We start from the raw sequence: 26,603 nt of genomic DNA on the forward strand, positions 1-26,603 counted from the left end.
ATTTCATTGACTACCCTCTGTCACATGGATAGTTCAGTTACGGCCCCGCTCTACCGGGACATCACCGACTTCGCGCATGACATGCCGTCATGGGTGCAACATCTGGCCGAGATATGGACGGAGCTCGGGCTCCTGGTCTTCGGTGCTCTGTTCATAACCGGGTGGTGGCGGGCCCGGAACCAGGACGACGGCGCCCTGGCGCTGGCCGTGCTCGCGCCCGTCGCGACAGCCTTCGGCTACGTGGCCAGCGAGGTGCTCAAGTCGGTGGTGGACGAGGAACGCCCGTGCAGGTCGGTCGCCGGCGCGGCGGCCTCGCTGGTGACCTGCCCGCCGACCGGCGACTGGTCCTTCCCCAGCAACCACTCCGCGATCGCCGGCGCGGCGGCCGTCGCCCTGGCGATCGCCCGGCCCCGGCTGGCCTGGCTCACGGTGCCGCTGGCGCTGCTGATGGCCTTCTCCCGGGTCTTCGTCGGCGTGCACTACCCGCACGACGTGGCGGTCGGGCTGCTGCTGGGCGCCGCGGTCTCGGCCCTGGTGGTCGCCGTACTGCGCCGCCCGGCACAGTCGCTCGCCCGGACGGTACGCGGCAGCGGGGCACCGGTGGCGGCCTGGGCCTCGGGGCCGGGCGAGCGCCCGGCCGGCCGCTCCCGTCGACGGGCCAAGCGGCACTGACACCCCCCGAGGAGCCCGGCCGGGCCCCCTTGGGCCGGTTGCCGGACCACCGGGGCGCGGACGGGTGGCATTATCACCCCAAGGGCCCTGAGGCGGAGCGACACCACCGTGCGCGGAACCGTCGTCCGCTCTTCCGTGCCAGGATCGACGGTGCGATGACTGCCATGACTGCGACACAGACGCCCCCCGCCTCCCTCCACACTCCCGTCATCGGGTGGTTCGAACAGCACGCCCGCGATCTGCCCTGGCGCCGCCCCGAAGCGGGCGCCTGGGGTGTGATGGTGAGCGAGTTCATGCTGCAGCAGACCCCCGTGAGCCGGGTCCTCCCGGTGTACGAGCAGTGGCTGGCCCGCTGGCCCCGCCCGGCCGACCTCGCCGCCGAACCGCCCGGCGAGGCGGTCCGCGCCTGGGGCCGGCTCGGCTACCCCCGCCGGGCGCTCCGCCTGCACGGGGCCGCGCAGGCCATAACGGAACGGCACGGCGGCGACGTACCGAGCGAGCACGCCCAGCTGCTCGCCCTGCCCGGGATCGGCGAGTACACCGCGGCGGCCGTGGCCTCGTTCGCGTACGGACAGCGGCATGCCGTGCTCGACACGAACGTCCGCCGGGTGTTCGCCCGCGCCGCGACCGGGATCCAGTACCCGCCGAACGCGACCACCGCCGCCGAGCGCAAGCTCGCCCGCGCGCTGCTCCCCGAGGAGGACGAGCGGGCGGCTCGCTGGGCCGCCGCGACGATGGAGCTCGGAGCCCTCGTCTGCACCGCGAAGAACGAGGACTGCAACCGCTGCCCGATCGCCGGGCAGTGCGCCTGGCGGCTGGCCGGGAAGCCCGCCCACCAGGGGCCCCCGCGGCGCGGTCAGACCTATGCCGGCACCGACCGGCAGGTGCGCGGACGGCTGCTCGCCGTGTTGCGCGAGGCGATGACGCCGGTGCCGCAGTCGGCGCTGGACGCGGTGTGGGACGAACCGGTGCAACGCGCCCGCGCGCTGGACGGCCTGGTCGCCGACGGCCTGGTCGAACCGCTGGCCGGCGGGCAGTACCGGCTGCCGCTGAGCTGAGCCCCGCGCCCGCGCCGCTCCCCCGCTGTTACACAACCGATGGACAGCCGTGCGTCGGCGTATGGCTGCTCCGCACAACCCCGTGACAACCGCTCCGTAGCGTCTCTCCCGTCAGCCCGACCGATCGATGGCTGACGGCGGAACCACGGGGATCCACGGGGACGGAGGCGGTTGGAAATGGCGCACGGCGAGGTGCTCGCATTCGAGGACTACGTACGCACTCGGCACGACGCGCTGCTGCGCAGCGCGCGACGGCTGGTCCCCGACCCCGTGGACGCGCAGGACCTGCTCCAGACCGCACTGGCCCGTACGTACGGCCGCTGGGACGGCATCGCCGACAAGTCCCTGGCCGACGCCTATCTGCGCCGCGTCATGATCAACACCCGTACGGAGTGGTGGCGGGCCCGCAAGCTGGACGAGGTCCCCACCGAGCAGCTTCCCGACGCGAGCGTCGAGGACGGCACCGAGCAGCACGCCGACCGCGCCCTGCTGATGGATGTACTGGGCGTACTGGCTCCCAAGCAGCGCAGCGTCGTCGTGCTGCGACACTGGGAGCAGATGAGTACGGAGGAGACGGCTGCGGCGCTCGGCATGTCGGCCGGTACGGTGAAGAGCACCCTGCACCGTGCGCTGGCACGGCTGCGCCAGGAGCTGGAGAGCCGTGAGGCGGCGAGCCGGGAGGCCCGGCTACGCGAGGAGCAGGAGCTGTCGGCCGGCCGTGCTCAGGTGCGTGCGCGGGTGGGCAGGCATACGGACGAACGGGGGCGGGAGCGTTGCGCGGCCTGAAAGCCAGCGGCGACGGCGGGGACCGTGGCGGTGGAAGAGAGAACGGTGGCCGGGCGGCCACCGTCGGACGTGGCCGGGTCCTGACCGGCCGGGCGGCGAGCGCCATGACCCTGGTCGGCCTCGCCGCCTTCGGGCTGCTCGCCGCCGGGTGCTCGACCGGCGGCACCGGCACCCGGGACGAGGGCCCGGCCGGCACCCAGCCCGTGGCCCAGGCCACGCCCAGCGGCGGTCCGTCCTCCTCCGCGAAGCCCTCCTCGCGGATCGACCCCGTGACGCTGCTCAAGCACGACCCCAAGGTCAGCGAGCGGGTCAGAACGGATCTGAAGCCCTGCACCGGCTCCGCGTACCCGGTCGACACCTCCTACGGCACCATGACCGCAGGCCCCTCGCCCGATGTCGTGGTCAACGTGATGACCTGCGGCGATTCGGTGGGCGTCGGGACCTATGTGTACCGGCCGCGGAGCAACGGCACGTACGAGAACGTGTTCACCATCGAACAGCCCGCGGTCTACGGCACCATCGACCGCGGTGACCTGGTCGTGACGACCCAGGTGTACGAGAAGAAGGACTCGGTCGCCTACCCCTCCGGCGAGGAAGTGATCACCTACCGCTGGGCGGGCAGCCGGTTCAACGAGCACGACCGGGTGCACAACGACTTCAACCGAGCCGTCGGCAGCGGCGAAGCGGCCCTTCCGGGGGCCCCCGAACCGGCGGGGAACTGAGAGCAGTCTGATGGCCGAGACCCACGTCCTGTTCGTCGAGGACGACGACGTCATCCGCGAGGCCACCCAGCTGGCGCTGGAGCGCGCCGGCTTCGCGGTCACCGCCATGCCCGACGGCCTGTCGGGTCTCGACGCCTTCCGGGCCGACCGCCCCGACATCGCCCTCCTCGACGTGATGGTGCCGGGGCTCGACGGGGTCAGCCTCTGCCGTCGTATCCGCGACGAGTCGACGGTGCCCGTGATCATGCTGTCGGCCCGCGCGGACTCGATCGACGTGGTGCTCGGCCTGGAGGCCGGCGCGGACGACTACGTCACCAAGCCCTTCGACGGGGCGGTCCTGGTCGCCCGGATCCGTGCCGTGCTGCGCCGCTTCGGCCATGCCTCGGGCGGGCAGGCGGGGCTCGGGGAGCCGGAGCCGCAGCCCGTCGGCGGGGTGCTGGTCTTCGGCGATCTGGAGGTCGACACCGAGGGCATGGCGGTCCACCGCGGCGGCGAGCAGGTGGCGCTGACCCCGACCGAGATGCGGCTGCTGCTGGAGTTCTCCGCCGCGCCCGGCACGGTGCTCTCCCGCGACAAGCTCCTGGAGCGGGTCTGGGACTACGGATGGGGCGGTGACACCCGGGTCGTGGATGTCCATGTGCAGCGGCTGCGCACCAAGATCGGCCAGGACCGGATCGAGACGGTCCGCGGCTTCGGCTACAAACTCAGGCCATGAGGCGGCCGGCCCTGCGGACCGGAGTCCGCTGGAAGATCAGCATCGCGATCGCGGCGGTCGGCGCGCTGACCGCGGTCGCGCTCAGCTTCGTCGTCCACAACGCGGCCCGGGTCTCGATGCTGGAGAACGCCCGCGAGGTCCAGTTGGAGCGGCTGACGCAGGCACAGCTGCTGTACGAGGCGACGAAGACGAAGAAGGCCGACCCCCGGTTCGGCGCCAAGCTCAACGACCCGACCATGCCGCACAGCCTGCGCGCGGAGACCGCCAGGAACCGGCGCGCCACCCATGTCGAGGTGTCCAGCAAGGGGGTGCCCGACGTGTGGGCGGCCGTGCCGGTCGGCCACGGCGACGTGCTCTCGCTGCACACCCGGTTCGCAGGCCGCAATTCCACGATCATGCGCGATCTCGACCGGGCCCTGATCATCGGCTCGGTCTCGGTGGTGTTCGGCGGCTGTGCGCTGGGCGTACTGATCGGCGGGCAGCTGTCGCGCCGGCTGCGCAAGGCGGCGGCCGCGGCGGGCCGGGTCGCGCAGGGCAATACGGAGGTACGGGTCGGGGAGGCCGTCGGCGGTGTCGTCCAGGACGAGACCGATGAGCTGGCCGGTGCGGTGGACGCGCTGACGGACGCGTTGAACGCGCGCATCGAGGCGGAGCGCCGGGTCACCGCGGACATCGCGCACGAGCTGCGCACGCCGGTGACCGGTCTGCTGACGGCGGCCGAGCTGCTGCCGCCGGGCCGCCCCACCGAGCTGGTACGGGACCGGGCGCAGGCGATGCGCACGCTCGTCGAGGACGTACTGGAGGTGGCCCGGCTGGACAGCGCGTCGGAGCGGGCCGAGCTCCAGGAGATCGCGCTGGGGGAGTTCGTCAGCCGGCGGGTCGCGCTGCTGGACCCGGACGTGCGGGTGCGGGTGGTGCACGAGTCCTGGGTCAACACCGATCCGCGCCGGCTGGAGCGCATCCTCGGCAATCTGCTGGGCAACGCCGCCAAGCACGGCGCGACCCCGGTGGAGGTCACGGTCGAGGGCCGGGTGGTCCGGATCCGCGATCACGGTTCCGGGTTCCCGGCGGCGCTGCTGCGCGAGGGGCCGAGCCGGTTCCGTACCGGAAGCAGTGACCGGGCCGGACGCGGGCACGGGCTCGGGCTGACGATCGCGGCCGGTCAGGCGCGGGTCCTCGGGGCCCGGCTGACCTTCCGCAACGCGGCGCCGGACGGGGCGGCGCAGGGCACGGGCGGGGCGATCGCGGTGCTGTGGCTGCCCGAGCACGCGCCGACGAACACCGGCAGCTTCCCGATGCTCCAGGTGTCCGAGCAGCGGAGTCCGGACGGCGACCGGGCACAGGGCGCGGAGTCCGGCTGCGGACGCTCCGGCGGCTGAGCCGGCGCGCGACAGGAGGCTCCGAGGGGCTGGACACGACGGAAGGCTCCCGCGAGCCCGGTACGGCGGAAGGCTCCCGGGGCGCGTCGCCCCGGGAGCCTTCCGCCGTACACCGCCGCGGGATCAGACGGCCTCGGCCTGCTTGGTGGCCGGGCCCGCCCCGCGCAACGGCACCTCCTTGACGAAGACCGAGGCGATCAGGGCGACCAGGCCGACCGAGGCGCCCACGAGGAACGCGATGTGCGTACCGGACGACACCGCGAACTGGTAGGCCTCGCGGGCCGCCTCCGGCAGCTTCGCCAGGCTCGCCGCGTCCAGCTGGGCGGACTTCGCGGTGGCCGCCCCGCCGCCGCGGGCGGCCATCTCGTCCTGCACCCGTCCGGTGAACAGCGCGCCCATGATCGCGACGCCGAAGGAGCTGCCGAGCGTACGGAAGAGGGTCGTCGCGGAGGAGGCGACGCCCATGTCCTTCATCTCCACGCTGTTCTGTGCGACGAGCATCGTGATCTGCATCAGGAAGCCCATGCCCGCGCCGAGCACCGCCATGTAGACGCCGGAGGTGAAGCGCGTGGTGTCGACGTCCATCCGCGAGAGCAGGAAGAGACCGGTCACCATCAGTACGGAGCCCACCACGGGGAAGACCTTGTACTTGCCGGTGCTGGTGGTGACCCGTCCGGCGATCAGCGAGACGACCATCATCGCCAGCAGCATCGGCAGGAGCAGCAGCCCCGAGTTGGTCGCCGACGCGCCCTGGACGGACTGCTGGTACAGCGGCAGGAAGAGCACCGCGCCGAACATCACGAAGCCCGACATGAAGCCGACGACGGACATCAGGGTGAAGTTGCGGTTGCGGAAGATGTGCAGCGGAATGATCGGTTCGGCCGCCTTCGTCTCGACGAAGAGGAAACCGATGAGCGAGACGACGCCGATCGCGACGAGCTCCATGATCACGGCGGAGTTCCAGTCGTACTCCGTACCGCCCCAGGTGGTCACCAGCACGATCGCGGTGATGCCGAGGGTCAGCAGTCCCGCGCCGAGGTAGTCGACCTCGGCCCGGGCACCCTTCCGCTTCGGCAGGTGCAGCACGACGGTGACCATGGCGAGGGCGACCGCGCCCAGCGGCAGGTTGATGTAGAAGCTCCAGCGCCAGCCGAGGTGGTCGGTGATGGTGCCGCCGACCAGCGGTCCGCCGATCATGGCGATGGCCATGACACCGGCCATCATGCCCTGGTACTTACCGCGCTCGCGGGGCGGGACGAGGTCGCCGATGATCGCCATGACGCCGACCATCAGACCGCCCGCGCCGAGTCCCTGGACCGCCCGGAAGCCGATCAGCTGGCCCATGTCCTGGGCCATTCCGCTCAGCACCGACCCGATCAGGAAGATCACGATGGACGTGAGGAAGATGCCCTTGCGCCCGTACAGGTCGCCGAGCTTGCCCCAGATCGGGGTGGAGGCGGCGGTGGCCAGGGTGTACGCGGTGACGACCCAGGACAGATGCTCCAGGCCGCCGAGGTCACCGACGATGGTCGGCATGGCCGTGCCGACGATCAGGTTGTCCAGCATGGCGAGCAGCATCGTGATCATCAGGGCGAGCATCACCACCCGGACGCTGCGCTGCGGCGTCTCGGGTATCCCGGCCGGCCGGTCGGCGACGGCCGCCTTCCCGCCGGCCGCCTTCTTCAGATCGGACATTGGTCCCCCACTCCCCTGATCCCCTGTGCGGGCCGGACACTTACTTGCCGCCCGGCTAGTAACTACACTGGGGAAAGTAGACCCCCAACTAGCCGGGCGTCAAGTAAGTTTGTAGCAAAGGAGAGCTTCATGGGGAGCACGCCGCAGCAGCGCCGTGGCAACACGCGCCAGCGCATTCAGGACGTCGCTCTGGAACTCTTCGCCGAACAGGGCTACGAGAAGACCTCGCTCCGCGAGATCTCCGAGCGGCTGGATGTCACCAAGGCCGCGTTGTACTACCACTTCAAGACCAAGGAAGACATCCTGGTCAGCATCTTCGAGGACCTCAACCGCCCGGTCGAGGAGCTGCTCGCCTGGGGCAAGGAGCAGCCGCGCACCCTGGAGACGAAGAAGGAGATCCTGCGCCGCTACAGCGAGGCCCTGCTCGCCGCCGCCCCGCTGTTCCGCTTCATGCAGGAGAACCAGGCGGCCGTACGGGACCTGAGTATCGGGGTGACCATCAAGGAACGCGTGGTCGCCCTGGTCGGTCTGATCCAGGAACCCGGCGCCTCGCTGACCGACCAGGTGCGGTGCTTCACCGCGCTCTTCGCGACGCACGCGGGCATGTTCGCCCTCAAGGACCTCGAAGGCGACCCCGAGGAGAAGCGCAAGGCCGTCCTCGAAGTCGCCTTCGAACTGGTCACCCGGGCACAGGGCCAGGAGTCCGCGCAGGAGGAGTCCGCGCAGTAGGGGAGCCGCCCCGGTCGGGTCAGACCGTGACGCCCTTCTGGTGCAGGAAGCCGACCGGGTTGACCGCGGAACCGTAGTCGGCGGTGTGCCGGATCTCGAAGTGCAGGTGCGGGCCGCTGGAGTTGCCGGTGTTGCCGGAGAGTGCGATCTTCTCGCCCGCCTTCACGGTCTCGCCGATCCGCACATCGATCCTCGACAGGTGGGCGTACTGCGAGTACGTGCCGTTGGCATGCTTGATCACGACGGCGTTGCCGTACGCGGGGCCGTCGCCGCCGCCATTGGGGCCGGCCTTTACGACGACGCCGTTGTGCGCGGCCTCGACCTTGGTGCCGACCGGTACGGCGAAGTCCTGGCCGGAGTGCTTGTGGGCCCAGCGGCTGCCGTCGCTGCCGAAGCTCGCGCTCAGCTCGTAGCGGCTCACCGGGGCCTCCCAGCCGTGGGCCTTCTTCAGGGCGGCCTTCTTCGCCGCGGCCGCCTTCTTGGCCGCCGCCGCCTTCTCGGCCCGGGCCTTCTCGGCGGCCTTGCCCTGTGCGGCCGCCTGCTGGGCGACCGATTCGGCCGCGCCGTTGTTGATCAGATTCACGGAATCCGGGGCACCCGCCGAGCCGGCCGCGAACGCAGCGCCCGCGCCGAGAACCATCGATGTCCCCAGGCCGGCTGCCACGACGGCGCCACGGAAACGGGACAGGGACGGGCGGCGGGAGTGCTGGAACGAAACGCGCTTCGACATAGGCGGAGAACCTCCGGAGATGACTGGACCCGGCGCTCCGGCCGGGCTGGCCATTCCTTGGTAACCCGCGCTCCAGCCATTGCTCAAACACCCCGTCTACGAACAAAAGCCGTAGCCGGAGCCCCGGGAACTCGCCGCCGCGGGTTTGGAATGAGCCGCCCGCGAACCCGTCGAAACTCTGGCTCCCGACAGGTTTAATCCCAGGCACAAACCGCTCGAATCGGATACATGCCAACCATTCGGACCCTCGGTCCTTTGGCTCCGAAAGCCCCCTCCACCACAGGGCCGGAGACGCCCGCAGCGATCACCACACCCTCCCCTACCGCGCCTAGTAGACCCGGAACGGGCTGTGTGCCTTGTCACCGCCGACGGGCCTTTCGAGACCTTCGGCCTGCGCGCGGGACAGCCCTTGGGCTGACGCGACGACCGCCAGCTCGACCCGGGGGGACAGACCATGGCCAGCGGCACCACGGACACCGGCGACATGGACGGCATCGAGCTCGCCGATGCCGTCGAGTCGATCCGCAACCAGCTCGTCGAAGCCGCGGGCCGCGCCACCGGCCGCCCCGTGGCCTTCGAGGTCGGCGACATCCAGATGGAGTTCACCCTCGAACTCCGCAAGGAGCTCAAGGGCAGCGGCAAGGTCAAGGCCTGGGTGGTCGAAGCGGGCGCCGACGCCTCCCGCGCGACCGGCCGTACGCACAGGGTCGCCTTCACCCTGAAACCGCGCGACGCCGTCACCGGCGGGCCCTGGCAGATCGGCCACGACGACCCGGGCAGCACGGCGCACTTCGGCGGCGGGGCGGCCCGGCCGTGAACACCGCACCCCCGGCGCGTACGGTCGTCGTCCTCGGCGCCGGAACGGTCCAGGGCAGCGGCGCCCTGCTCACCGACCGGCTCGTACTGACCTGCGCCCATGTGGTCAGGGGCGGCAGCCGGGCCGACGTCGCCCACCCCGGGCGCGCGGACCACGCGACGGCGACGGTCGCCTGGATCGACCACGACCTGGACGCCGCCCTCCTGCTGACCGCCGACCCGGTGCTCCCGGTCCCCCCGGTGCGACTCGGCGTCCTCCACAGCGGGCAGGCGGTCTCCGGATGCGAGATCACCAGCTTCCCCGACATCCAGCGGTACGGACCCGAGCGGCATCTGGAGACCGACCAGTACACGGCCACCGCCCTGCCGATGGCCGGACACCTGCGCGGGCTGCTGGTCTGCGAGCTGGACGGTCCGCCGCCCACAGGAAGCGACTCGGAACCCCCGTCGTTGCGCGGCATGTCCGGTGGCCCGGTCTTCGCCGGGAACGTCCTCATCGGCATCGCCCGGCAGATCCCCCGCCGGCGCGACGGCCGGCGCGTGGAGTGCGTACCGATCGCCCCGCTCGTCGCCTCGCGGCCGTTCGAGCTCGTCTACCGGCAGACCGGCACGGCCCTGCGCCACGAACGGGTCCACGGCCGCTTCCCCAGGGACGCGCGGTACGAGGAGGAGTACGCGGCGGCGCGGGGCCGCGTACCGCCGCACGAAGATCTTCGGCCTCGACGAGCTGGGCCGGCGCGACTCCGAGTGGGATCTGGACACCGCGTACCTGAGCCTGAAGGCCCAGCAGACCTCCGGGCGGGCGGGACCACCGCCCATGCGGATCGAGGCGCTGCTCCCGGACCGCCCCCGGGTCCTGCTGCGCGGCGACGCGGGCGCCGGCAAGACCACGCTGCTGTGGTGGCTGGCCGCCCACGCCTCGGCCGGCACACTGGGCCCGGAACTGGCCCCGCTCAACGGCCTGGTCCCCTTCCTCGTACCGCTGCGCACCCTGCGCGCCCAGGGCGGCACGTTCCCCGCCCCCGCGCAGCTGCCCGACGCGGCCCGGCTGGTGATCGACGAGGCCCCCGAGGGCTGGGTCGGCCGGGTGCTGGAGTCCGGCCGGGCGCTGCTGCTGGTCGACGGTCTCGACGAGGTCCCCCGGGACGACCGCGAGCAGGCGCACGAGTGGCTCTCCCGTCTCCTCGACCGTACCCGGACATCGCTGCGTGGCCACGGTGCGCCCGCTGGCCGTCGAACCGGACTGGCTGATTTCGCAGGACTTCGAGGAGCTGCGGCTGCTGCCGATGCGGGACGAGGACATCGAGGCCTTCGTCGCCGCCTGGCACCGGGCCGCCCGGCTGGACGACGACGACCACGAGACGCTCGGCAGGCTGGAACGGGACCTGGTCCAGCAGTTCACCCAGAACCGGGCCCTGCGCAATCTGGCCCGTACGCCACTGCTCTGCGCGGTGATCTGCGCCCTGCACCGGCGCCGTCAGGGCATCCTGCCGGAGACCCGCTGGAGCCTGTACGACTCGGCCCTCACCATGCTGCTCGGCGACCGCGACAAGCAGCGCAGGATCGAGGCCCCCGAGGGCATCACGATGAACGTGGAGGAACAGGCCCAGCTGCTCCAGCGCATCGCGATCTGGCTGGTACGGGGCGGCCAGTCGGAGCTCCACCGCTCCGCGCCGCTGGGCACTCGCCCACCCGGGGTTCGATTACTTGTTCAAGGTGGACTGGGACAGGTATCCGGTCGAAGAGTACGCCCGGCAGGTGCTGTCCACCTTCGACCTGACGGACCACGTCCTGCGGATCGACTCACGGGAGAAGCTGGCGGCGTTGCGCCACCTGCCGTCCGTCAAGGACCTGGCGATCAACGGCTGCTTCACCTCCGCCGAACTCCGCACCGGTCTGCGCGGCGGCCCCTGGAACGAGCTGATCTTCCGGCAGAACCCCTGCATGACGGAACTGTCGTTCCTGGCGGACTGCGCCGAGCAGCTCAAGGGTTTGTTCCTGGGGTTCTGCCCGGCCGTACGGGACCTCGGTCCGCTCGCCGCGCTCCCCGCGCTGCGCCTGGTCGATCTGGACATGAGCCGCGTCCCTTACGCCGCGCTGGCCGCCACGGCCTCGAAGGCACTGGACTCCCTGAAGCTCAACCGTCTGACGGCGGAGCGGCTGAGCCAGTTGCCCGCCCAGAGAGAGCTGCGCTCACTGACCATCAACGGGACGGTCCCGCTGGAGATCGACTCGCTGGAAGGCTGGACACGCCTCCAGAAGCTCGAACTGGAGACCCGCACACCGGTCCGGCCGCTGCTCGCCGCTCTCCGGCGATCGCCGCAGGTGGCCCATGTCGCGCTGTCCCTGCCGTCCCTGACGGAGTGCGCCGACGAGCGGCCCGTTCCTTCCGTGGAGAGCCTGGTTCTCGCCCTGGGCACCGACATGCTCGGGCTCGACCGGATCCCCCGGGTCTTCCCCGGTCCGAGGTGGGTGATGCTCGCTCCGCCCACGGATGTCGTGCACGTCGATCTGACCCCGCTGCAGGCGATGCCCCGGTGCCGGGTGATCGTCACCGGCCGCGCGGAGATCACAGGCGGCGAGGGCCTCGACGTGGGCCGCTGACCACCGTACGGCGAAGAAGGGGCTGCCCCGGACCGTTCGCACGGTCCGGGGCAGCCCCTTCGGTCCTACTGCTCAGGCGCTCGGGGGCGTCCTCACACGTCCTTCGACATGTTCGGGCCCGCGCCGCCTGCTGCCTGCTCGATCGGGGGGACGTCGGGCAGCGCCGACTTCTCCTCGCCGCGGAAGGTGAAGGTCTTCTCCTCACCCTCGCCCTCGGTGCCGACGACCACGATGTGACCGGGGCGCAGCTCACCGAAGAGGATCTTCTCGGAGAGGACGTCCTCGATCTCGCGCTGGATCGTCCGGCGCAGCGGCCGGGCGCCCATCACGGGGTCGTAGCCCTTCTTGGCGAGGAGCGTCTTGGCGTCCGCGCTGAGCTCGATGCCCATGTCGCGGTCCTTCAGCCGCTCGTCCACCTTGGCGATCATCAGGTCGACGATCTGGATGATGTCTTCCTGGCTGAGCTGGTGGAAGACGACCGTGTCGTCGACACGGTTGAGGAACTCGGGCCGGAAGTGCTGCTTGAGCTCCTCGTTGACCTTGTTCTTCATCCGCTCGTAGCCGGTCTTGACGTCGCCCTGGGCGGCGAAGCCCAGGTTGAAGCCCTTGGAGATGTCCCGGGTCCCGAGGTTGGTCGTCATGATGATGACCGTGTTCTTGAAGTCCACGACCCGGCCCTGGGAGTCGGTCAGACGACCGTCTTCCAGAATCTGGAGCAGGGAATTGAAGATATCGGGGTGGGCCTTCTCGACCTCGTCGAAGAGGACGACGGAGAACGGCTTGCGGCGCACCTTCTCGGTGAGCTGGCCGCCCTCTTCGTAACCCACGTAACCGGGGGGAGAACCGAAGAGGCGGGAAACCGTGTGCTTCTCGCTGAACTCCGACATGTCGAGGGAAATCAGCGCGTCCTCGTCACCGAAGAGGAATTCGGCGAGCGTCTTGGAGAGCTCCGTCTTACCGACACCGGACGGGCCGGCGAAGATGAACGAGCCACCGGGGCGCTTCGGGTCCTTCAGACCGGCTCGCGTACGGCGGATCGCCTGCGAGAGGGCCTTGATGGCGTCCTTCTGCCCGATGACGCGCTTGTGGAGCTCGTCCTCCATGCGCAGCAGGCGGGAGGACTCCTCCTCCGTCAGCTTGAAGACCGGGATACCGGTCGCGGTGGCCAGGACCTCGGCGATCAGCTCGCCGTCGACCTCGGCCACGACGTCCATGTCGCCGGCCTTCCACTCCTTCTCGCGCTTGGTCTTCGCGGCGAGGAGCTGCTTCTCCTTGTCGCGCAGGGAAGCGGCCTTCTCGAAGTCCTGCGAGTCGATCGCGGACTCCTTGTCGCGGCGGACGCCCGCGATCTTCTCGTCGAACTCGCGGAGGTCCGGCGGCGCGGTCATCCGGCGGATGCGCATCCGGGAACCGGCCTCGTCGATCAGGTCGATCGCCTTGTCCGGCAGGAAGCGGTCCGAGATGTACCGGTCGGCCAGCGTCGCGGCCTGGACCAGCGCCTCGTCCGTGATGGAGACGCGGTGGTGGGCCTCGTAGCGGTCGCGCAGACCCTTGAGGATCTCGATGGTGTGCGGCAGCGAGGGCTCCGCGACCTGGATGGGCTGGAAGCGGCGCTCCAGCGCGGCGTCCTTCTCCAGGTGCTTGCGGTACTCGTCGAGCGTGGTGGCACCGATGGTCTGCAGCTCGCCGCGGGCCAGCATCGGCTTGAGAATGCTGGCGGCGTCGATCGCGCCCTCGGCGGCACCCGCACCCACGAGGGTGTGGAGCTCGTCGATGAACAGGATGATGTCGCCGCGGGTGCGGATCTCCTTGAGGACCTTCTTCAGGCGCTCCTCGAAGTCACCGCGGTAGCGGGAACCGGCGACCAGCGCGCCGAGGTCGAGGGTGTAGAGGTGCTTGTCCTTGAGGGTCTCGGGCACCTCGCCCTTGACGATGGCCTGCGCCAGGCCCTCGACGACCGCCGTCTTGCCGACGCCGGGCTCGCCGATGAGAACCGGGTTGTTCTTGGTGCGCCGGGACAGCACCTGCATGACCCGCTCGATCTCCTTCTCGCGCCCGATGACCGGGTCGAGCTTGGATTCGCGAGCGGCCTGGGTGAGATTCCGGCCGAACTGGTCGAGCACCAGGGACGTGGAGGGCGTGCCTTCCGCGGGGCCGCCCGCGGTCGCCGCCTCCTTGCTGCCCGAGTACCCGGAGAGCAGCTGGATGACCTGCTGCCGCACCCGGTTCAGGTCGGCGCCCAGCTTCACGAGGACCTGGGCGGCCACGCCCTCGCCCTCGCGGATCAGGCCGAGCAGGATGTGCTCGGTGCCGATGTAGTTGTGGCCGAGCTGGAGGGCCTCGCGGAGCGAGAGCTCCAGGACCTTCTTGGCCCGGGGCGTGAAGGGGATGTGCCCGGACGGGGCCTGCTGGCCCTGGCCGATGATCTCCTCCACCTGCTGGCGGACCGCCTCGAGCGAAATCCCGAGGCTCTCCAGGGCCTTAGCGGCGACACCCTCACCCTCGTGGATAAGGCCCAGGAGGATGTGCTCGGTGCCGATGTAGTTGTGGTTGAGCATCCGGGCTTCTTCCTGAGCCAGGACGACAACCCGCCGCGCGCGGTCGGTGAACCTCTCGAACATCGTTAATCGCTCCTCAGAGCGGTCAGGCAGTAAGGGGTCGGTCCCCTCCCTGTCCTTCCGCAGCTTAGTCCCGCAAGCGGGGACCGCTCATTCCAACTGCCGACACCGGTCCTTGGCCTCCTGCCCCGAACGCCGACAACTTCTCCAACCCGATGGTGCGAGACGATGTTCCCGCAGGCCAGGCAGATACCCCTTTCGCCAGTACGCCGATGGCGAACGTGAGACGCCCGAACCTGCGTGTCGCCCCTCCCCACTAGGGATGTCTTACCCGCAATTACAGACAGTCCATGCGGCGCGCGCCGGTTCCCTCCGCTGAGGGCGAACACATTCGCGCTCCCGAATGCGTTCCCGCACCCCCATGACGGACACCGAGCGCATCCACTTGGGGACTCTGCGTAACCCCGGGGGTCTCCGGGCCGTTCTTCCGGCATGGCCATCACCGTCCCGCCCCCCGTGCCGTCGGCCACCGGCGAGCGCAGCAGAGGCGACCACGCCCGGTGGGCGCAGTGGTACGAACGCGAGCTCGGCTGGGCGACGGCGGGCACCGCGCCGGTACGCCTGCTGACCGGGCTGCGGTTCGACGTGCTCCAGGTCCCCGCGGCCGCCGGTCACGCGGCGCTGCGGCGGCTGGACCGCACCGGGCCCGTGGCGCTGTCGGGAGCGCGGATGAGCCTGCTGGTCGCGGCGGGGAGCGCCGAGGAACTGCCCGGACTGCTCGACTGGCTGGAGTGGGGAGGTGTCGCCCTCTGCCTGACCGCCATCGGCGCGGGCGGCCGGATCACCGCGCCGGCACCGCCCGGACGGATGACGGGCCGGCCGGGGGCCGCCGCATGGCTGCGGCCCCCCGGGCCACGACACGAGGAAGGGTCAAGGCTCCCGGCCCTCGCCGGCCTCGGGAGCAGGGGTGGGGGTGCTCCCGATCTCGTACGGCTGGTGGACGCGGTGGCGACGGAATGCCACCGGGCCCGGTTGATGCGTGCCCGAACGGGGCGGTCGGCGGACGGGCCGACAACTCAGCCGTTGGCCTTCTCGTAGGCTTCGCGGATCTCCGCGGGAACACGGCCGCGGTCATTCACATTGTGGCCGTTCTCGCGGGCCCACTTACGGATCTCGGCGGTGTCCTTGTTGCCACCCGTAACGGCGCGGCCCTTGCCGCGGCCGGCCGCCGCGCGGCCACCCGTACGCCGGCCACCCTTGGTGTACGGCTCAAGAAGACCACGGAGCTTGTCCGCGTTGCTCGTCGTGAGGTCAATCTCGTACGTCTTGCCATCGAGAGCGAACGTGACCGTCTCGTCCGCCTCGCCGCCGTCGAGGTCATCGACAAGAAGGACCTGAACCTTCTGTGCCACTGGATTCCCTTTCATCGAAAATGCAGTACGCGGAAAGGAAACCGCTTTTCCCCGGAAAACACAAACCCCCGGGAGAGGTTCAGGATCACGGGAAGACGGGAAACATGCGCGATTCGGACATAGGGTTCCGGCTTCTTGTAGCGGCCACAGATGGCGCTCACAGATGCAGAAGCATCCGGCTGTTGCCCAAGGTGTTCGGCTTCACTCGTTCGAGACCCAGGAACTCCGCTACACCCTCGTCATAGGAACGCAGCAGCTCGCTGTAGACATCTCCGTCGACCGGGGTCTCTCCGATCTCCACGAAGCCGTGCTTCGCGAAGAAGTCCACTTCGAAGGTGAGACAGAAAACCCGCCGCACGCCCAGCCAGCGGGCGGTCTGCAACAACTTGTCCAGCACTTGGTGGCCGACTCCGGCACCTCTGATGCTGTGATCGACGGCGAGAGTACGCACTTCGGCGAGGTCTTCCCACATCACGTGCAGTGCGCCGCAGCCGATGACCCGGGCGTCCTCGTCGCGTTCCGCGATCCAGAACTCCTGGATGTCCTCGTAAAGCGTCACAGTCGCTTTGTCGAGCAGGATGCCTTCCCGTACGTACCCGTCGAGGAGACGGCGGACCGACGCCACATCGCTGGTCCTGGCACGCCGGACTGTGATGGCCGTGTTTATGGCCGGCGGTTCGGTACGGGAATCGGCAAGGGGAAGCTCTGAGGACATACCCCCGACGCTATCGCCCGGTCTCCGGGCCCGCCCCATCGGCCGGATCTTCGCCCGCCGCACCAGCCGGTCCACCGGCGGGTTCATCGGCGGGTTCGCCGGACGGGGGCTCGGGGGTTCCGGACAGGTCCGGCCGAACGATCCGCATGGCGTCCCGGAGGGCCTCGCGCTGCTCGGCGGACATCATGCCGAAGAAGGCGACAAGAGCGGCCGCGGGGTTGTCACTGCGCGACCATGCTTCGTTCATCAGTGCGGCCGAGTAGGCGGCGCGGGTGGAGACCGCCGTATATCTATATGCGCGGCCGTCGACTTCCCTGCGCACCCAGCCCTTCTGATGGAGATTGTCCATTACCGTCATGACGGTGGTGTAGGCGATGGAGCGTTCCTGCTGAAGGTCCTCAAGGACTTCCCGCACGGTGACCGGACGGTTCCATTGCCAGACCCGCGTCATCACGGCGTCTTCCAGATCTCCCAATGGGCGGGGCACAATGTCACTTTAGTGCCAGATGCCTGGAATGACCGGTTATTCATGCAGCAGAGCGGCAAAAGGGCGCACGACTCGGATGAGCCGTGCGCCCTTCATGTACTGCGGAGCGGCGGGGGTCAGGCGCCGTCGGCCCGCGGGGCCTGCTGGACCGACTCGGCACGGCCGACCGCCAGGTCCACGGCCGCGTCCTCCTTGGCCTTGTTGGGACCGCCCTGGCTCTTGACGATCGTCACGACGAGGCCGATGAAGAAGGCGGCCATCACCACGGGTGGCAGGAGCGCGGCTACATAGTCCATGGCGTCCAGAGTAGCGAGGCCGGAACGGACTTCTGCGGCGCCCCTACCCCACGGCGCGCTGCTGCGGCGGCGGGACCGGGCGGCGGCGCGGCGGGAAGACCTCCGAGGGCTTGGGCGCCGGGCGCCGGGACGGCCCGCCGGGCCGGGCGGGCTCCGCCGGGACCTTGGGCCGCTCGGGTTCGGCGTCGGCGGCCCGGCCGCCGGGCAGGGCGAGGAGCCTGCCGCGCGATGCGGGGGCCTTCGCCGATACGGCGCGTCCGGCGAGGCGGGCCTGCACCGACCGTTCCGCGAGCACCTGGCAGCGCTCCAGGAGCGCCGCGGCCACTGGCCTGTGACGCAGGGCGCGCAGCGCGGCGAGGTCGTCGGGGCCGGGGTCGTATCCGCCCGCCAGGGCGTCCTGGAGCAGCTCCAGATAGCCGCTGACGGAGCCGGGGAGGGCGTTGCGGTAGCGGACGAGGTCGGCGAGGAGGAACGTGCGCAGCCGTCCCGCCTCGCCGACCGCCTCGTCCACGGCACCGGCCAGCCGCAGGCAGTCCTGGACGTCCTCGTCCGGCAGGGGCATGGGGTGAAGGGCGATGGCGAGGGCGCGTCGGAGCACACGCAGCTCATCCGCGCTGAACGCCATGCCGCCGCGAGATCCGTAAGGCGTAGGCATGACGCGACAATACGTGCTAAATGGACAAAATCGGCTTAACTGGGCGTTGGCGGCGCGGCGGCGGCCCGCTCCCAGTGGGCCGTTCCCGCAGGTACGCCGCCTGCCCGTTACAGCCGGGACACGTTCCGCTCGTACACCAGGCGCAGGCCGATGAGGGTGAGCCAGGGTTCGTGCTCGTCGATGACGGAGGACTCGCCCAACACCATCGGCGCAAGACCGCCCGTCGCGATGACCGTGACGTCGTCGGGGTCCGCCGCCAGCTCCTTCTTCATCCGCGCGACGACACCGTCGACCTGGCCGGCGAAGCCGTAGATGATGCCCGACTGCATCGCCTCGACCGTGTTCTTGCCGATCACGCTGCGCGGCCGGGCCAGCTCGATCTTGCGGAGCTGGGCGCCCTTGACGCCGAGTGCCTCGACCGAGATCTCGATGCCCGGGGCGATGACGCCGCCGGTGTACTCGCCCCGGGCCGAGACCGCGTCGAAAGTGGTGGCCGTGCCGAAGTCGACGACGATCGCCGGACCGCCGTACAGGTCGACGGCGGCGACCGCGTTGATGATGCGGTCCGCGCCGACCTCCTTCGGGTTGTCCATCAGGATCGGCACCCCGGTCTTGATGCCCGGCTCGACGAGGACCGCGGGGACGTCGCCGTAGTAGCGGCGGGTCACCTCGCGCAGCTCGTGCAGGACGGCCGGGACCGTGGAGCAGATCGCGATGCCCTCGATGCCGTCGCCCAGCTCCATGCCGAGCAGCGGGTGCATGCCCATCAGGCCCTGGAGCAGCACGGCGAGCTCGTCGGCGGTGCGGCGGGCGTCGGTGGAGATCCGCCAGTGCTCGACGATCTCCTCGCCGTCGAACAGGCCGAGGACGGTGTGGGTGTTGCCGACGTCGATGGTGAGCAGCATCAGGCGTCGGCCCCGTCGGTGTCGCGGAAGTCCAGGCCGATGTCGAGGATCGGCGAGGAGTGGGTGAGCGCGCCGACGGCCAGGTAGTCGACGCCCGCCTCCGCGTAGGCGCGGGCGGTGTCGAGGGAGAGCCGGCCGGAGGACTCCAGGACCGCGCGGCCGCCGGTCAGGGCGACCGCCTCGGCCGTGTGGAGCGGGGTGAAGTTGTCCAGCAGGATCAGGTCGGCGCCCGCGTCGAGCACCTCGCGGACCTGCTGGAGGGTGTCGACCTCGACCTCGATCGGTACGTCCGGGAACTCGTCCCGTACCCGCTTGAAGGCCTCGGCCACGCCGCCCGCCGCGATGACGTGGTTGTCCTTGACCAGCGCCGCGTCCGACAGCGACATCCGGTGGTTGACGCCGCCGCCGCAGCGCACCGCGTACTTCTCCATGGCGCGCAGGCCCGGGGTGGTCTTGCGGGTGTCGCGGACCTTGGCCTTCGTGCCTTCGAGCGCGTCGGCCCAGGCACGGGTGGCGGTCGCGATGCCGGAGAGCCTGCACAGCAGGTTGAGCGCGCTGCGCTCGCCGGTGAGCAGGTCGCGGGTGCGGGTGGTGACGGTCAGCAGCTTCTGGCCGGGGGCGACCCGGTCGCCGTCCTCGACGTGCCGCTCGACCGCGAACTCCTCGGTGCAGACGATGGACAGGACGGCCTCGGCAATGCGCAGACCGGCCACGACGCCCGCCTCACGGGCGGTGAAGTCGCCGGTGGCCACGGCGTCCTCGGCGACGGTCGCGACGGTGGTGACGTCCACCCCGCCGTCCAGGTCCTCCTCGATCGCGACGTGCGCGACGTCCTCGACCTGGACCGGGTCCAGGCCCGCTTCGGCGAGGAGCTGGGCGAGGGCGGGGTCGAGGCCGCACTCCAGCGGGTCGAGCTCGTAGCGCTCGTCCCCGCCGCAGCCGCAGCCGTCCCCGCAGCCGCCCGCGGACGGTGCGGGCGCGCCGATCTGGATCAGCGGTACGTCCACGGGTGTGGGGCGCGGATTCTCTTCGGGCGTGCTCACGGTTACGGCTCCTCGGTGACGTCGGCGGAGTGGGTGGGGGGTGCTGCTGCGCAGTCTGGTGCCTGCGTCGGGTGTACGGGCCCGAATGCCTGGGTCTTTGTCCGGCACAGGACCGGGCGGCGCTCCGGGGTGAGCCGTACGACGAGGTGGCGGCGCCAGTTCTCGTCGTCGCGCTCGGGCCGGTCCTCGCGCCAGTGGCAGCCGCGGGTCTCCTCGCGCTGCCGGGCGGCGGCGACCAGGACGCGCGAGACGAGCAGCAGGTTGGTGGCCTCCCACGCCTCGACGCCGGGCACCGCGACCTTGGGCTCACCCGTCTCCACGGCGGACGCGGCGCTGTTGTGGAGGGCCTCCAGCTCTTCGGCGGCGGCGGCCAGGCTCTCTGCGGAGCGGAGGACTCCGGCGCCCCGGGTCATGATGCGCTGGATCGTGGACCGGGCCTCCGGGGCGATCAGCGGGGAGGGCTCACCGCCGTCGCCGGTCTCCGCGGCGCCCGCGCGGGGCCGGTCCTCGACGATGTCCGCCGCGATGCGCTCGGCGAAGACGAGGCCCTCCAGGAGGGAGTTGGACGCCAGCCGGTTCGCACCGTGCACGCCGGTGCAGGCGACCTCGCCGCAGGCGTACAGACCGGGCACCGTGGTACGTCCCCGCAGGTCGGTGCGGATGCCGCCGGAGGCGTAGTGCGCGGCGGGAGCGACCGGGACCGGTTCGGTGACCGGGTCGATGCCGTGGGCGCGGCAGGCCGCCAGGATCGTGGGGAAGCGCTGCTCCCACATCTCGGCGCCGAAGTGGCGGGCGTCGAGGTACATGTGCTCGGTGCCGAGCAGCTCCATCCGGCGGGTGATGGCCTTGGCGACGATGTCGCGCGGGGCCAGCTCCGCCAGCTCGTGCCGTCCGAGCATGAAGCGCGTACCGGCCGCGTCGACGAGATGGGCGCCCTCGCCCCGTACCGCCTCCGACACCAGTGGCTGCTGGCCCTCGGAGCCGGCACCCAGGAAGAGGACCGTCGGGTGGAACTGGACGAACTCCAGGTCGGAGACCTCCGCCCCGGCCCGCAACGCCAGCGCGACACCGTCGCCGGTGGAGACGGCCGGGTTGGTGGTGGCGGAGAAGACCTGGCCCATGCCGCCGGTGGCGAGGACCACCGCGGGGGCGTGGACCGCGCCGACGCCGTCGTGCTGGCCCTCGCCCATGACGTGCAGCGTGACACCCGCGGTACGCCCCTCGGCGTCGGTGAGCAGGTCCAGGACGAGCGCGTTCTCCACGGTGTGCAGGGCGGCCTCGCGGACCGCCTCGACCAGGGCGCGGGAGATCTCGGCGCCCGTGGCGTCGCCGCCCGCGTGGGCGATGCGGCGGCGGTGGTGGCCGCCCTCACGGGTCAGCGCGATGTCGCCGCTCTCCGTGGTGTCGAAGTGGGCGCCGGTCCCGATCAGCCGGCGCACCGCGTCCGGGCCCTCGGTGACCAGCATCCGGACCGCCGCCTCGTCGCACAGACCGGCGCCCGCGACCAGGGTGTCGTCGAGGTGCTGCTCGGGGGTGTCGCCCTCGCCGAGGGCGGCCGCGATACCGCCCTGCGCCCAGCGGGTGGAGCCGTCGTCGAGGCGGGCCTTGGTGACGACGACGGTGGCGAGGCCCGCGGCGGCGCAGCGCAGTGCGGTGGTGAGACCGGCCACGCCGGAGCCGACCACCACGACGTCGGCGTCGATGGACCAGCCGGGGGCGGGGGCGGTCAGCCGTATTCCGGTCACGTGGTGGCTCCGAAGGTCAGCGGGATGTTGTCGATGAGGCGGGTCTTGCCGACCCTCGCGGCGACGGCGAGGACCGCCTCACCGGTGGTGCGGTCGTCGGGGATCTCGGTGAAGTCGGCCGGGTCCACCAGCGCCAGGTAGTCCAGGGCGAGCGGGGGCTGCGCGCCCGCCGCGTCGTCGAGAACCAAAAGCGCGGCGGCCCGTACCGCCGAGGGGCCGTCGACCGGGCGTGCCAGGGCCACCGCCTGGGCGTCGGCTGCGGCGCGGGCCTCGCCGAGCGCGGTGAGCGCGGCGGCCCGGCCGGTGGTGGCCGAGGTGGTCCGGGCGCGGGCGTGCAGCGCCTGCTGGGCGGCGAGCCGGTCGCGGGCGGCGAACAGGGCCCGGGACAGGGCGAGGGCGGTGTGCCGCTCCTCCGCGTCCAGGAAGCGGTTGCGGCTGGAGAGCGCCAGACCGTCCGGCTCGCGGACCGTCTCCACGCCGACGATCTCCACGGGGAAGTTCAGATCGCGCACCATCCGGCGGATCAGCGCCAGCTGCTGGGCGTCCTTCTGCCCGAAGAACGCGACATCGGGGCGGGTGAGGTGGAGGAGCTTGGCGACGACGGTGAGCATGCCGTCGAAGTGTCCGGGGCGCGAGGCCCCTTCGAGCCGCTCGCCCATCGGGCCCGCCGAGATCCGGACCTGCGGCTCGCCGCCGGGGTAGACCTCGTCGACGGACGGCGCGAAGACCGCGTCCGCCCCGGCGGCGCCCGCCACGGCGAGATCGGCGTCGAGCGTGCGGGGGTAGCGGTCCAGGTCGGCGGCCTCGCCGAACTGGAGCGGGTTGACGAACACGGTGACGACCACCTGGCCGTCGGGGCCCGCCGCCGCGCGGGCGGCGCGGACCAGGGTGGCGTGGCCCTCGTGCAGGGCGCCCATGGTCATGACGACGGCCCGCGGCCCCCTGCGGGGGGCGAACGCGCCGAGCTCGGCCGCGGTACGGAGCAGAAGGGCCGCGGGCCCGTGGGGTGCGGCGGGGCGGGGGGTGCCGGTCGTGCCGGTCATCGGGACTCCTGTGATCCGGTGCCCGTGCCGTCGGCCAGGACCCCGAGCAGGTCCTCGGCCAGTTCCGGCTTGAGCATGCCGTGGGCGAGGGCGCGGTCGGCGGTGGCGCGGGCCATCGCGACGTATCCGGCCACGGTCTGCGGGGCGTGCCTGCGCAGCTCGCCGATGTGGGCGGCGACCGTGCCGGCGTCGCCGCGGGCCACCGGGCCGGTCAGCGCGGCGTCGCCGGAGCGCAGGGCGTTGTCGAGTGCGGCTCCGAGCAGCGGGCCGAGCATCCGGTCGGGGGCGGTGACCCCGGCCGTGCGCAGCAGCTCCATCGACTGGGCGACCAGGGTGACCAGGTGGTTCGCACCGAGGGCGAGCGCCGCGTGGTAGAGCGGACGGGACTCCTCCGCGATCCATTCGGGCTCGCCGCCCATCTCGATCACCAGCGCCTCGGCCGCGAGCCGCAGCTCCTCGGGAGCGGTCACGCCGAAGGAGCAGCCGGCCAGCCGCTGGACGTCGACGGAGGTACCGGTGAACGTCATCGCGGGGTGCAGGGCCAGCGGCAGGGCGCCGGCCCGCAGCGCCGGGTCCAGGACGCCGGTCCCGTACCGCCCCGAGGTGTGGACGATCAGCTGCCCCGGCCGCACCGCACCGGTCCCGGCGAGGCCCTCGACCAGGCCGGGCAGGGCGTCGTCGGGGACGGTCAGCAGCACCAGCTCGGCGCGCGCGAGGACCTCGGCGGGCGGCACCAGCGGTACGTCCGGCAGCAGGGCCGCCGCCCGGCGCACGGACGCGTCGGAGACGCCCGACACGGCGACCGGCCGGTGCCCGGCGAGCTGGAGCGAAGCGGCGAGAGCGGGGCCGACGCGGCCCGCGCCCACGACGCCGACCGTGAGGCGGGCGGGGCGGTCCCTCGCGGCGAGGGGGTCATTGGGGGTTGTTGCATTCACGCGGCGGGGCCTTCCGTTCCAGTCCGCAGGGGGTACCGGACGACTTCTCTGCATGCTACGCCAGCGTTTCGCCCGGACTCCTGGCCGTCCACAGCCTGTGGGAAAACTCCCGGCGGCAGGCGCGGCGCCGAGCCGGGAGCGCCCAGAAAACCGTGCGGGCCCGCGCTGCCCGCTGCGTGATGATCGTCCCATGACAGACACAGCAGGCATGGGCGGGCAGGCACGGCCGGAGGCATCGCAGGAGCCGCGGGAGGAATCCCGGGAGGAGGCGCAGCGGGCACGCAGGATCAAGGCCTGGGCCGCGGCCGAACGGGTCCTGATCCGGCCGGCCATGAATCTCTCGCTCGGTGAGCGGCTGGCCGAGCTGGCGGCCGCGGCCGGGTCCGTCACCGATCTCGGCCGCCCCGCTGACATCTATGGCGACGGCGTCGTCGCGGAGCTGGAGGAGCGGATCGCGGGCCTGCTGGGCACGGAGGACGCCGCCTTCTTCCCGACCGGGACGATGGCGCAGCAGGTAGCGCTGCGGTGCTGGGCCGGGCGGACCGGCAACTCCACGGTGGCGCTGCACCCCCTCGCCCACCCCGAGCTGCACGAGCGCGGCGCGCTGGAGGCGGTGAGCGGGCTGCGTACCGTCCACCCCTCGTACGGGCCCCGGCTGCCCACGGCACGGGAGATCCGCGACTTCGACGAGCCGTTCGGCACGTTGATGCTGGAGCTGCCGCTGCGCGACGCCGGTTTCGTCCTGCCGACGTGGCAGGAGCTGGAGGACGTGGTGGCGGCCGCACGGGAACGCGATGCGGTGGTACACATCGACGGCGCGCGGCTGTGGGAGTGCGCCCCCCACTTCGGGCGGGAGCTGCCGGAGATCGCGGCGCTCGCGGACAGCGTGTACGTGTCGTTCTACAAGACCCTCGGCGGGATCTCCGGGGCCGCGCTGGCCGGTCCCGCCTCGCTGATCGAGGAGGCCCGCACCTGGCGCCACCGGTACGGCGGGCAGCTCTTCCAGCAGTTCCCCGCGGCGCTCGCCGCCCTGATCGGCCTCGACCGGGAGCTGCCGCTGCTGCCTTCGTACGTGGCGCAGGCGAAGGTGGTGGCCGGGGCGCTGGACGAGGGCTTCTCGGCGTCCGGTGCCGGGTGGTTCCGGGTGCATCCGGAGCCGCCGCACACGCACCAGTTCCAGGTGTGGCTGCCGTACGGGGCGGACGTGCTGACGGAGGCGGCGGTGCGGCAGGCGGAGGAGACGGGGGTGTCCCTCTTCCGCAAGTGGTACCCCGCGGCCGCCGGCCCGCCCGGACTGTCGTTCACCGAGGTGACGGTGGGGCGGGAAGGGCTGGAGTGGACGGCTGGGGAGGTACGGAGCGCCGTACGGGAGTTCGTGGAGCGGCTGGCCTGAGGGACAGCCCTCAGAGACATTCCGCCGGGCCGGCGGGGGAAGGGCCGGGAACGCCGGAACCTCCGGGCCCGCCGGTTCCGCGGCCCCGGGTGATCAGGGACCGCAGCGCCGCCCGCCACCGGCCACGGGCCGGCCGGCCCGCGATCACCGCGTCGAAGCGGCGCCGGTCGCGTGCCCCGCGCACCACGGCCCAGTCGTGCCGGCCCGGCAGTGGCGGCGGCGGCTCCCCCCGCTGGGCCGCGCGACAGCTGTCGATCATGTGCTGCTGAATGGCGTCCATGGCCTCGGTGTGGGCCGCTCCCGGGCCGCCCGGCCCGCCGATTGACGACCGGCGTCAAATGGCGCGATGCCTCCCGCGGCCACCCCGCACCATGGAGGGGTGAGCGTGCACATCGACATCGCCGGGCTGGCACCCGACCGCATCGTCTTCGAAACGTCCCCCCTCGCCGAGCTGGGGCTGGCCCTGCACGCCCTCTCCGAGCCGGGACACCACCCGGGCCTGCACGGCTGGGCGACGGCGACCTCCAGCGCCCTGGACCCGGATCTCGCCGACCGGCTGCACGAGGCCGACTTCCTGTGGCGCCACACGTTCTCGGATGTCTTCATGCCGTTCGCCGGGATCCGCGGCGGCGACGGCAGGACGGGCGCCGATCTCGCCGAGGACCTCGACATCCTCGACCGGCTGGACGACGAACGGTTCGTCGCCGCCGCCCTGGAGTTCACCTGCACCAGCCTGTACGGCCGAGGCGCGCCCTCCCCGCTCGTCGACCCGGCGACGCGCGCCCGTGCCCTGGAGATGGCGGCGGCGCGCGGCCCCCGGCAGGTGGAGTTCGCCCAGCAGCTGCTGGCCGATCCCGCGCCGGTGCGCGCCTGGGTGCGGCGCCTGTTCGAGGACTGCGACCGGGCGTTCTTCGCGGACACCTGGTGCCGGGTGCGGGTCCAGCTGGTCGCCGACGCCCGGCACAAGACCGACCTGCTGCGGCGCAAGGGGATCGGCGAGGCGATGGGCGCGGTGTCCACGGCGCTGACCGTCGACGAGGCCATGACCCGGATCAGCGCCGACAAACTGACCGAGGGCCGCACCAGCGCCGTCGGCCCCGGGCTCACCCTCATCCCGTCCACCTTCGGCTGGCCGCACCTCAATCTGCTGCACGCCCCGGGCTGGCGCCCGGTGATCCACTACCCGGTGCACCAGCCCGAGCTGCCCTCCCCCGCCTCCGTGGAACTGCTCCAGCTACGGATGGAGGCGCTGGCCCACCCGATGAGGATGCGGCTCTGCCGCCACCTCGCCCGCTCCCCGCACACGACCGGCCAGCTCGCCGACACACACGGCATCACGGCCCCCGAGGTCTCCCGGCACCTCGGGGTGCTGAAGAAGGCGGGCCTGGTCACCACCCGGCGGCGCGGCCGGTACGTACTGCACCAGCTGGACCTGACCTCGGTGGCACGGCTCGGCAGCGACTTCCTGGAAGGCGTCCTGCGCTGACCGGACGGCCCGTCGCCCGGTCCG

General features: G+C 71.6%; 27 protein-coding genes and 2 pseudogenes. 14 read left to right on the forward strand and 15 right to left on the reverse strand.

Going from position 1 to position 26,603, the window contains the following annotated elements:
- The first annotated feature begins 24 nt into the window (after positions 1 to 24).
- The 6 genes from IE107_RS23745 (at position 25) to cseC (ending at position 5,332) form a co-directional block, all read left to right on the forward strand.
- Complete coding sequence (locus IE107_RS23745; protein ID WP_189546073.1) at positions 25 to 672, forward strand: phosphatase PAP2 family protein; 648 nt, start codon at positions 25 to 27, stop codon at positions 670 to 672.
- Between the two features lie 155 nt (positions 673 to 827).
- Positions 828 to 1,730 (forward strand): HhH-GPD family protein, encoded by a 903-nt coding sequence (locus tag IE107_RS23750; protein WP_189546075.1) that lies wholly within the window; start codon positions 828 to 830, stop codon positions 1,728 to 1,730.
- 177 nt (positions 1,731 to 1,907) lie between these two features.
- Positions 1,908 to 2,516 carry a SigE family RNA polymerase sigma factor gene (locus IE107_RS23755; protein WP_189546076.1) on the forward strand — a complete coding sequence of 203 codons (609 nt, stop codon included), beginning with the start codon at positions 1,908 to 1,910 and terminating at the stop codon, positions 2,514 to 2,516.
- The gene (locus IE107_RS23760; RefSeq protein ID WP_373302483.1) at positions 2,504 to 3,238 is read left to right on the forward strand and encodes a hypothetical protein; all 735 of its coding nucleotides are present in this window, start codon (positions 2,504 to 2,506) and stop codon (positions 3,236 to 3,238) included. The genes IE107_RS23755 and IE107_RS23760 overlap by 13 nt, the downstream gene beginning before the upstream one ends.
- A 10-nt stretch (positions 3,239 to 3,248) precedes the next feature.
- Complete coding sequence (cseB, locus tag IE107_RS23765; RefSeq protein ID WP_189546078.1) at positions 3,249 to 3,953, forward strand: two-component system response regulator CseB; 705 nt, start codon at positions 3,249 to 3,251, stop codon at positions 3,951 to 3,953.
- Positions 3,950 to 5,332, forward strand: coding sequence for a two-component system sensor histidine kinase CseC (gene cseC / locus IE107_RS23770; RefSeq protein WP_189546079.1), 1,383 nt, complete (start codon positions 3,950 to 3,952; stop codon positions 5,330 to 5,332). The genes cseB and cseC overlap by 4 nt, the downstream gene beginning before the upstream one ends.
- 123 nt (positions 5,333 to 5,455) lie before the next feature.
- Here cseC and IE107_RS23775 read toward each other — a convergent pair whose 3' ends face one another.
- Entirely contained in the window at positions 5,456 to 7,027 is a 1,572-nt protein-coding gene (locus IE107_RS23775; protein ID WP_189546081.1) for an MDR family MFS transporter, read from the reverse strand.
- Between the two features lie 129 nt (positions 7,028 to 7,156).
- Here IE107_RS23775 and IE107_RS23780 point away from each other — a divergent pair, with 129 nt between their 5' ends.
- Positions 7,157 to 7,756 carry a TetR/AcrR family transcriptional regulator gene (locus tag IE107_RS23780; protein ID WP_189546083.1) on the forward strand — a complete coding sequence of 200 codons (600 nt, stop codon included), beginning with the start codon at positions 7,157 to 7,159 and terminating at the stop codon, positions 7,754 to 7,756.
- 19 nt (positions 7,757 to 7,775) lie between these two features.
- Here the strand turns inward: IE107_RS23780 and IE107_RS23785 are convergent, their stop codons facing one another.
- A complete protein-coding gene (locus tag IE107_RS23785) occupies positions 7,776 to 8,486 on the reverse strand; it encodes a M23 family metallopeptidase (protein ID WP_189546085.1) in 711 nt (236 codons plus the stop codon).
- A gap of 454 nt (positions 8,487 to 8,940) precedes the next feature.
- Between IE107_RS23785 and IE107_RS35220 the strand changes: the two genes are divergently transcribed.
- The 3 genes and pseudogenes from IE107_RS35220 to IE107_RS35225 form a co-directional block, all read left to right on the forward strand.
- Positions 8,941 to 9,303, forward strand: coding sequence for a trypco2 family protein (locus IE107_RS35220; RefSeq protein WP_229867192.1), 363 nt, complete (start codon positions 8,941 to 8,943; stop codon positions 9,301 to 9,303).
- Between the two features lie 101 nt (positions 9,304 to 9,404).
- Positions 9,405 to 9,746 (forward strand): annotated as a pseudogene (locus IE107_RS36185) (ATP-binding protein); the annotation flags it as partial.
- A 373-nt stretch (positions 9,747 to 10,119) separates the two neighbouring features.
- Positions 10,120 to 10,437: pseudogene (locus IE107_RS35225) on the forward strand (NACHT domain-containing protein); the annotation flags it as partial.
- A gap of 342 nt (positions 10,438 to 10,779) precedes the next feature.
- On the opposite strand, the gene IE107_RS35230 reads toward IE107_RS35225, so the two are convergent.
- Entirely contained in the window at positions 10,780 to 10,986 is a 207-nt protein-coding gene (locus tag IE107_RS35230; RefSeq protein ID WP_229867205.1) for a hypothetical protein, read from the reverse strand.
- 32 nt (positions 10,987 to 11,018) lie between these two features.
- On the opposite strand from IE107_RS35230, the gene IE107_RS35235 reads away from it, so the two are divergent.
- Complete coding sequence (locus IE107_RS35235) at positions 11,019 to 11,906, forward strand: hypothetical protein (protein WP_229867193.1); 888 nt, start codon at positions 11,019 to 11,021, stop codon at positions 11,904 to 11,906.
- Positions 11,907 to 11,998: 92 nt separating this feature from the next.
- On the opposite strand, the gene IE107_RS23795 is transcribed toward IE107_RS35235, so the two are convergent.
- Complete coding sequence (locus IE107_RS23795) at positions 11,999 to 14,527, reverse strand: ATP-dependent Clp protease ATP-binding subunit (protein ID WP_189546087.1); 2,529 nt, start codon at positions 14,525 to 14,527, stop codon at positions 11,999 to 12,001.
- 429 nt (positions 14,528 to 14,956) lie between these two features.
- On the opposite strand from IE107_RS23795, the gene IE107_RS23800 reads away from it, so the two are divergent.
- Positions 14,957 to 15,562, forward strand: coding sequence for an SCO3374 family protein (locus IE107_RS23800; RefSeq protein ID WP_189546088.1), 606 nt, complete (start codon positions 14,957 to 14,959; stop codon positions 15,560 to 15,562).
- Here IE107_RS23800 and IE107_RS23805 read toward each other — a convergent pair.
- The 10 genes from IE107_RS23805 to IE107_RS23850 form a co-directional block, all read right to left on the reverse strand.
- A complete protein-coding gene (locus tag IE107_RS23805) occupies positions 15,541 to 15,876 on the reverse strand; it encodes a histone-like nucleoid-structuring protein Lsr2 (RefSeq protein WP_093894032.1) in 336 nt (111 codons plus the stop codon). The genes IE107_RS23800 and IE107_RS23805 overlap by 22 nt on opposite strands.
- 157 nt (positions 15,877 to 16,033) lie before the next feature.
- Complete coding sequence (locus tag IE107_RS23810) at positions 16,034 to 16,591, reverse strand: amino-acid N-acetyltransferase (protein ID WP_189546090.1); 558 nt, start codon at positions 16,589 to 16,591, stop codon at positions 16,034 to 16,036.
- 10 nt (positions 16,592 to 16,601) lie between these two features.
- The gene (locus IE107_RS23815; protein ID WP_189546092.1) at positions 16,602 to 17,078 is read right to left on the reverse strand and encodes a BlaI/MecI/CopY family transcriptional regulator; all 477 of its coding nucleotides are present in this window, start codon (positions 17,076 to 17,078) and stop codon (positions 16,602 to 16,604) included.
- Positions 17,079 to 17,194: 116 nt separating this feature from the next.
- Complete coding sequence (locus IE107_RS23820; RefSeq protein ID WP_189546094.1) at positions 17,195 to 17,374, reverse strand: hypothetical protein; 180 nt, start codon at positions 17,372 to 17,374, stop codon at positions 17,195 to 17,197.
- A 43-nt stretch (positions 17,375 to 17,417) separates the two neighbouring features.
- Positions 17,418 to 17,999, reverse strand: a complete 582-nt coding sequence (locus tag IE107_RS23825) for a hypothetical protein (protein WP_189546263.1) — start codon at positions 17,997 to 17,999, stop codon at positions 17,418 to 17,420.
- Positions 18,000 to 18,136: 137 nt separating this feature from the next.
- Positions 18,137 to 18,934 (reverse strand): type III pantothenate kinase, encoded by a 798-nt coding sequence (locus IE107_RS23830; RefSeq protein ID WP_189546096.1) that lies wholly within the window; start codon positions 18,932 to 18,934, stop codon positions 18,137 to 18,139.
- The gene (gene nadC, locus IE107_RS23835) at positions 18,934 to 19,977 is read right to left on the reverse strand and encodes a carboxylating nicotinate-nucleotide diphosphorylase (protein ID WP_189546098.1); all 1,044 of its coding nucleotides are present in this window, start codon (positions 19,975 to 19,977) and stop codon (positions 18,934 to 18,936) included. The genes IE107_RS23830 and nadC overlap by 1 nt, the downstream gene beginning before the upstream one ends.
- A 2-nt stretch (positions 19,978 to 19,979) precedes the next feature.
- Positions 19,980 to 21,722, reverse strand: coding sequence for an L-aspartate oxidase (locus IE107_RS23840; RefSeq protein WP_189546100.1), 1,743 nt, complete (start codon positions 21,720 to 21,722; stop codon positions 19,980 to 19,982).
- Complete coding sequence (panC, locus tag IE107_RS23845) at positions 21,719 to 22,765, reverse strand: pantoate--beta-alanine ligase (RefSeq protein ID WP_189546102.1); 1,047 nt, start codon at positions 22,763 to 22,765, stop codon at positions 21,719 to 21,721. The genes IE107_RS23840 and panC overlap by 4 nt, the downstream gene beginning before the upstream one ends.
- Positions 22,762 to 23,700, reverse strand: a complete 939-nt coding sequence (locus tag IE107_RS23850) for a Rossmann-like and DUF2520 domain-containing protein (RefSeq protein ID WP_189546104.1) — start codon at positions 23,698 to 23,700, stop codon at positions 22,762 to 22,764. Before IE107_RS23850 ends, panC begins: the two co-directional genes overlap by 4 nt.
- Positions 23,701 to 23,908: 208 nt before the next feature.
- On the opposite strand from IE107_RS23850, the gene IE107_RS23855 reads away from it, so the two are divergent.
- On the forward strand, positions 23,909 to 25,093 hold the full coding sequence (locus IE107_RS23855) for a threonine aldolase family protein (RefSeq protein WP_229867200.1): 1,185 nt from the start codon (positions 23,909 to 23,911) through the stop codon (positions 25,091 to 25,093).
- 10 nt (positions 25,094 to 25,103) lie between these two features.
- On the opposite strand, the gene IE107_RS23860 is transcribed toward IE107_RS23855, so the two are convergent.
- Positions 25,104 to 25,373: a hypothetical protein gene (locus IE107_RS23860; RefSeq protein WP_189546277.1), complete on the reverse strand. Its 270-nt coding sequence runs from the start codon at positions 25,371 to 25,373 to the stop codon at positions 25,104 to 25,106.
- A 105-nt stretch (positions 25,374 to 25,478) separates the two neighbouring features.
- Here IE107_RS23860 and IE107_RS23865 point away from each other — a divergent pair, with 105 nt between their 5' ends.
- Positions 25,479 to 26,579, forward strand: a complete 1,101-nt coding sequence (locus tag IE107_RS23865) for a DUF5937 family protein (RefSeq protein WP_189546264.1) — start codon at positions 25,479 to 25,481, stop codon at positions 26,577 to 26,579.
- The last annotated feature ends 24 nt before the right edge of the window (positions 26,580 to 26,603 follow it).

Source organism: Streptomyces gelaticus (genome assembly GCF_014649535.1).
Lineage (GTDB): Bacteria > Actinomycetota > Actinomycetes > Streptomycetales > Streptomycetaceae > Streptomyces > Streptomyces gelaticus.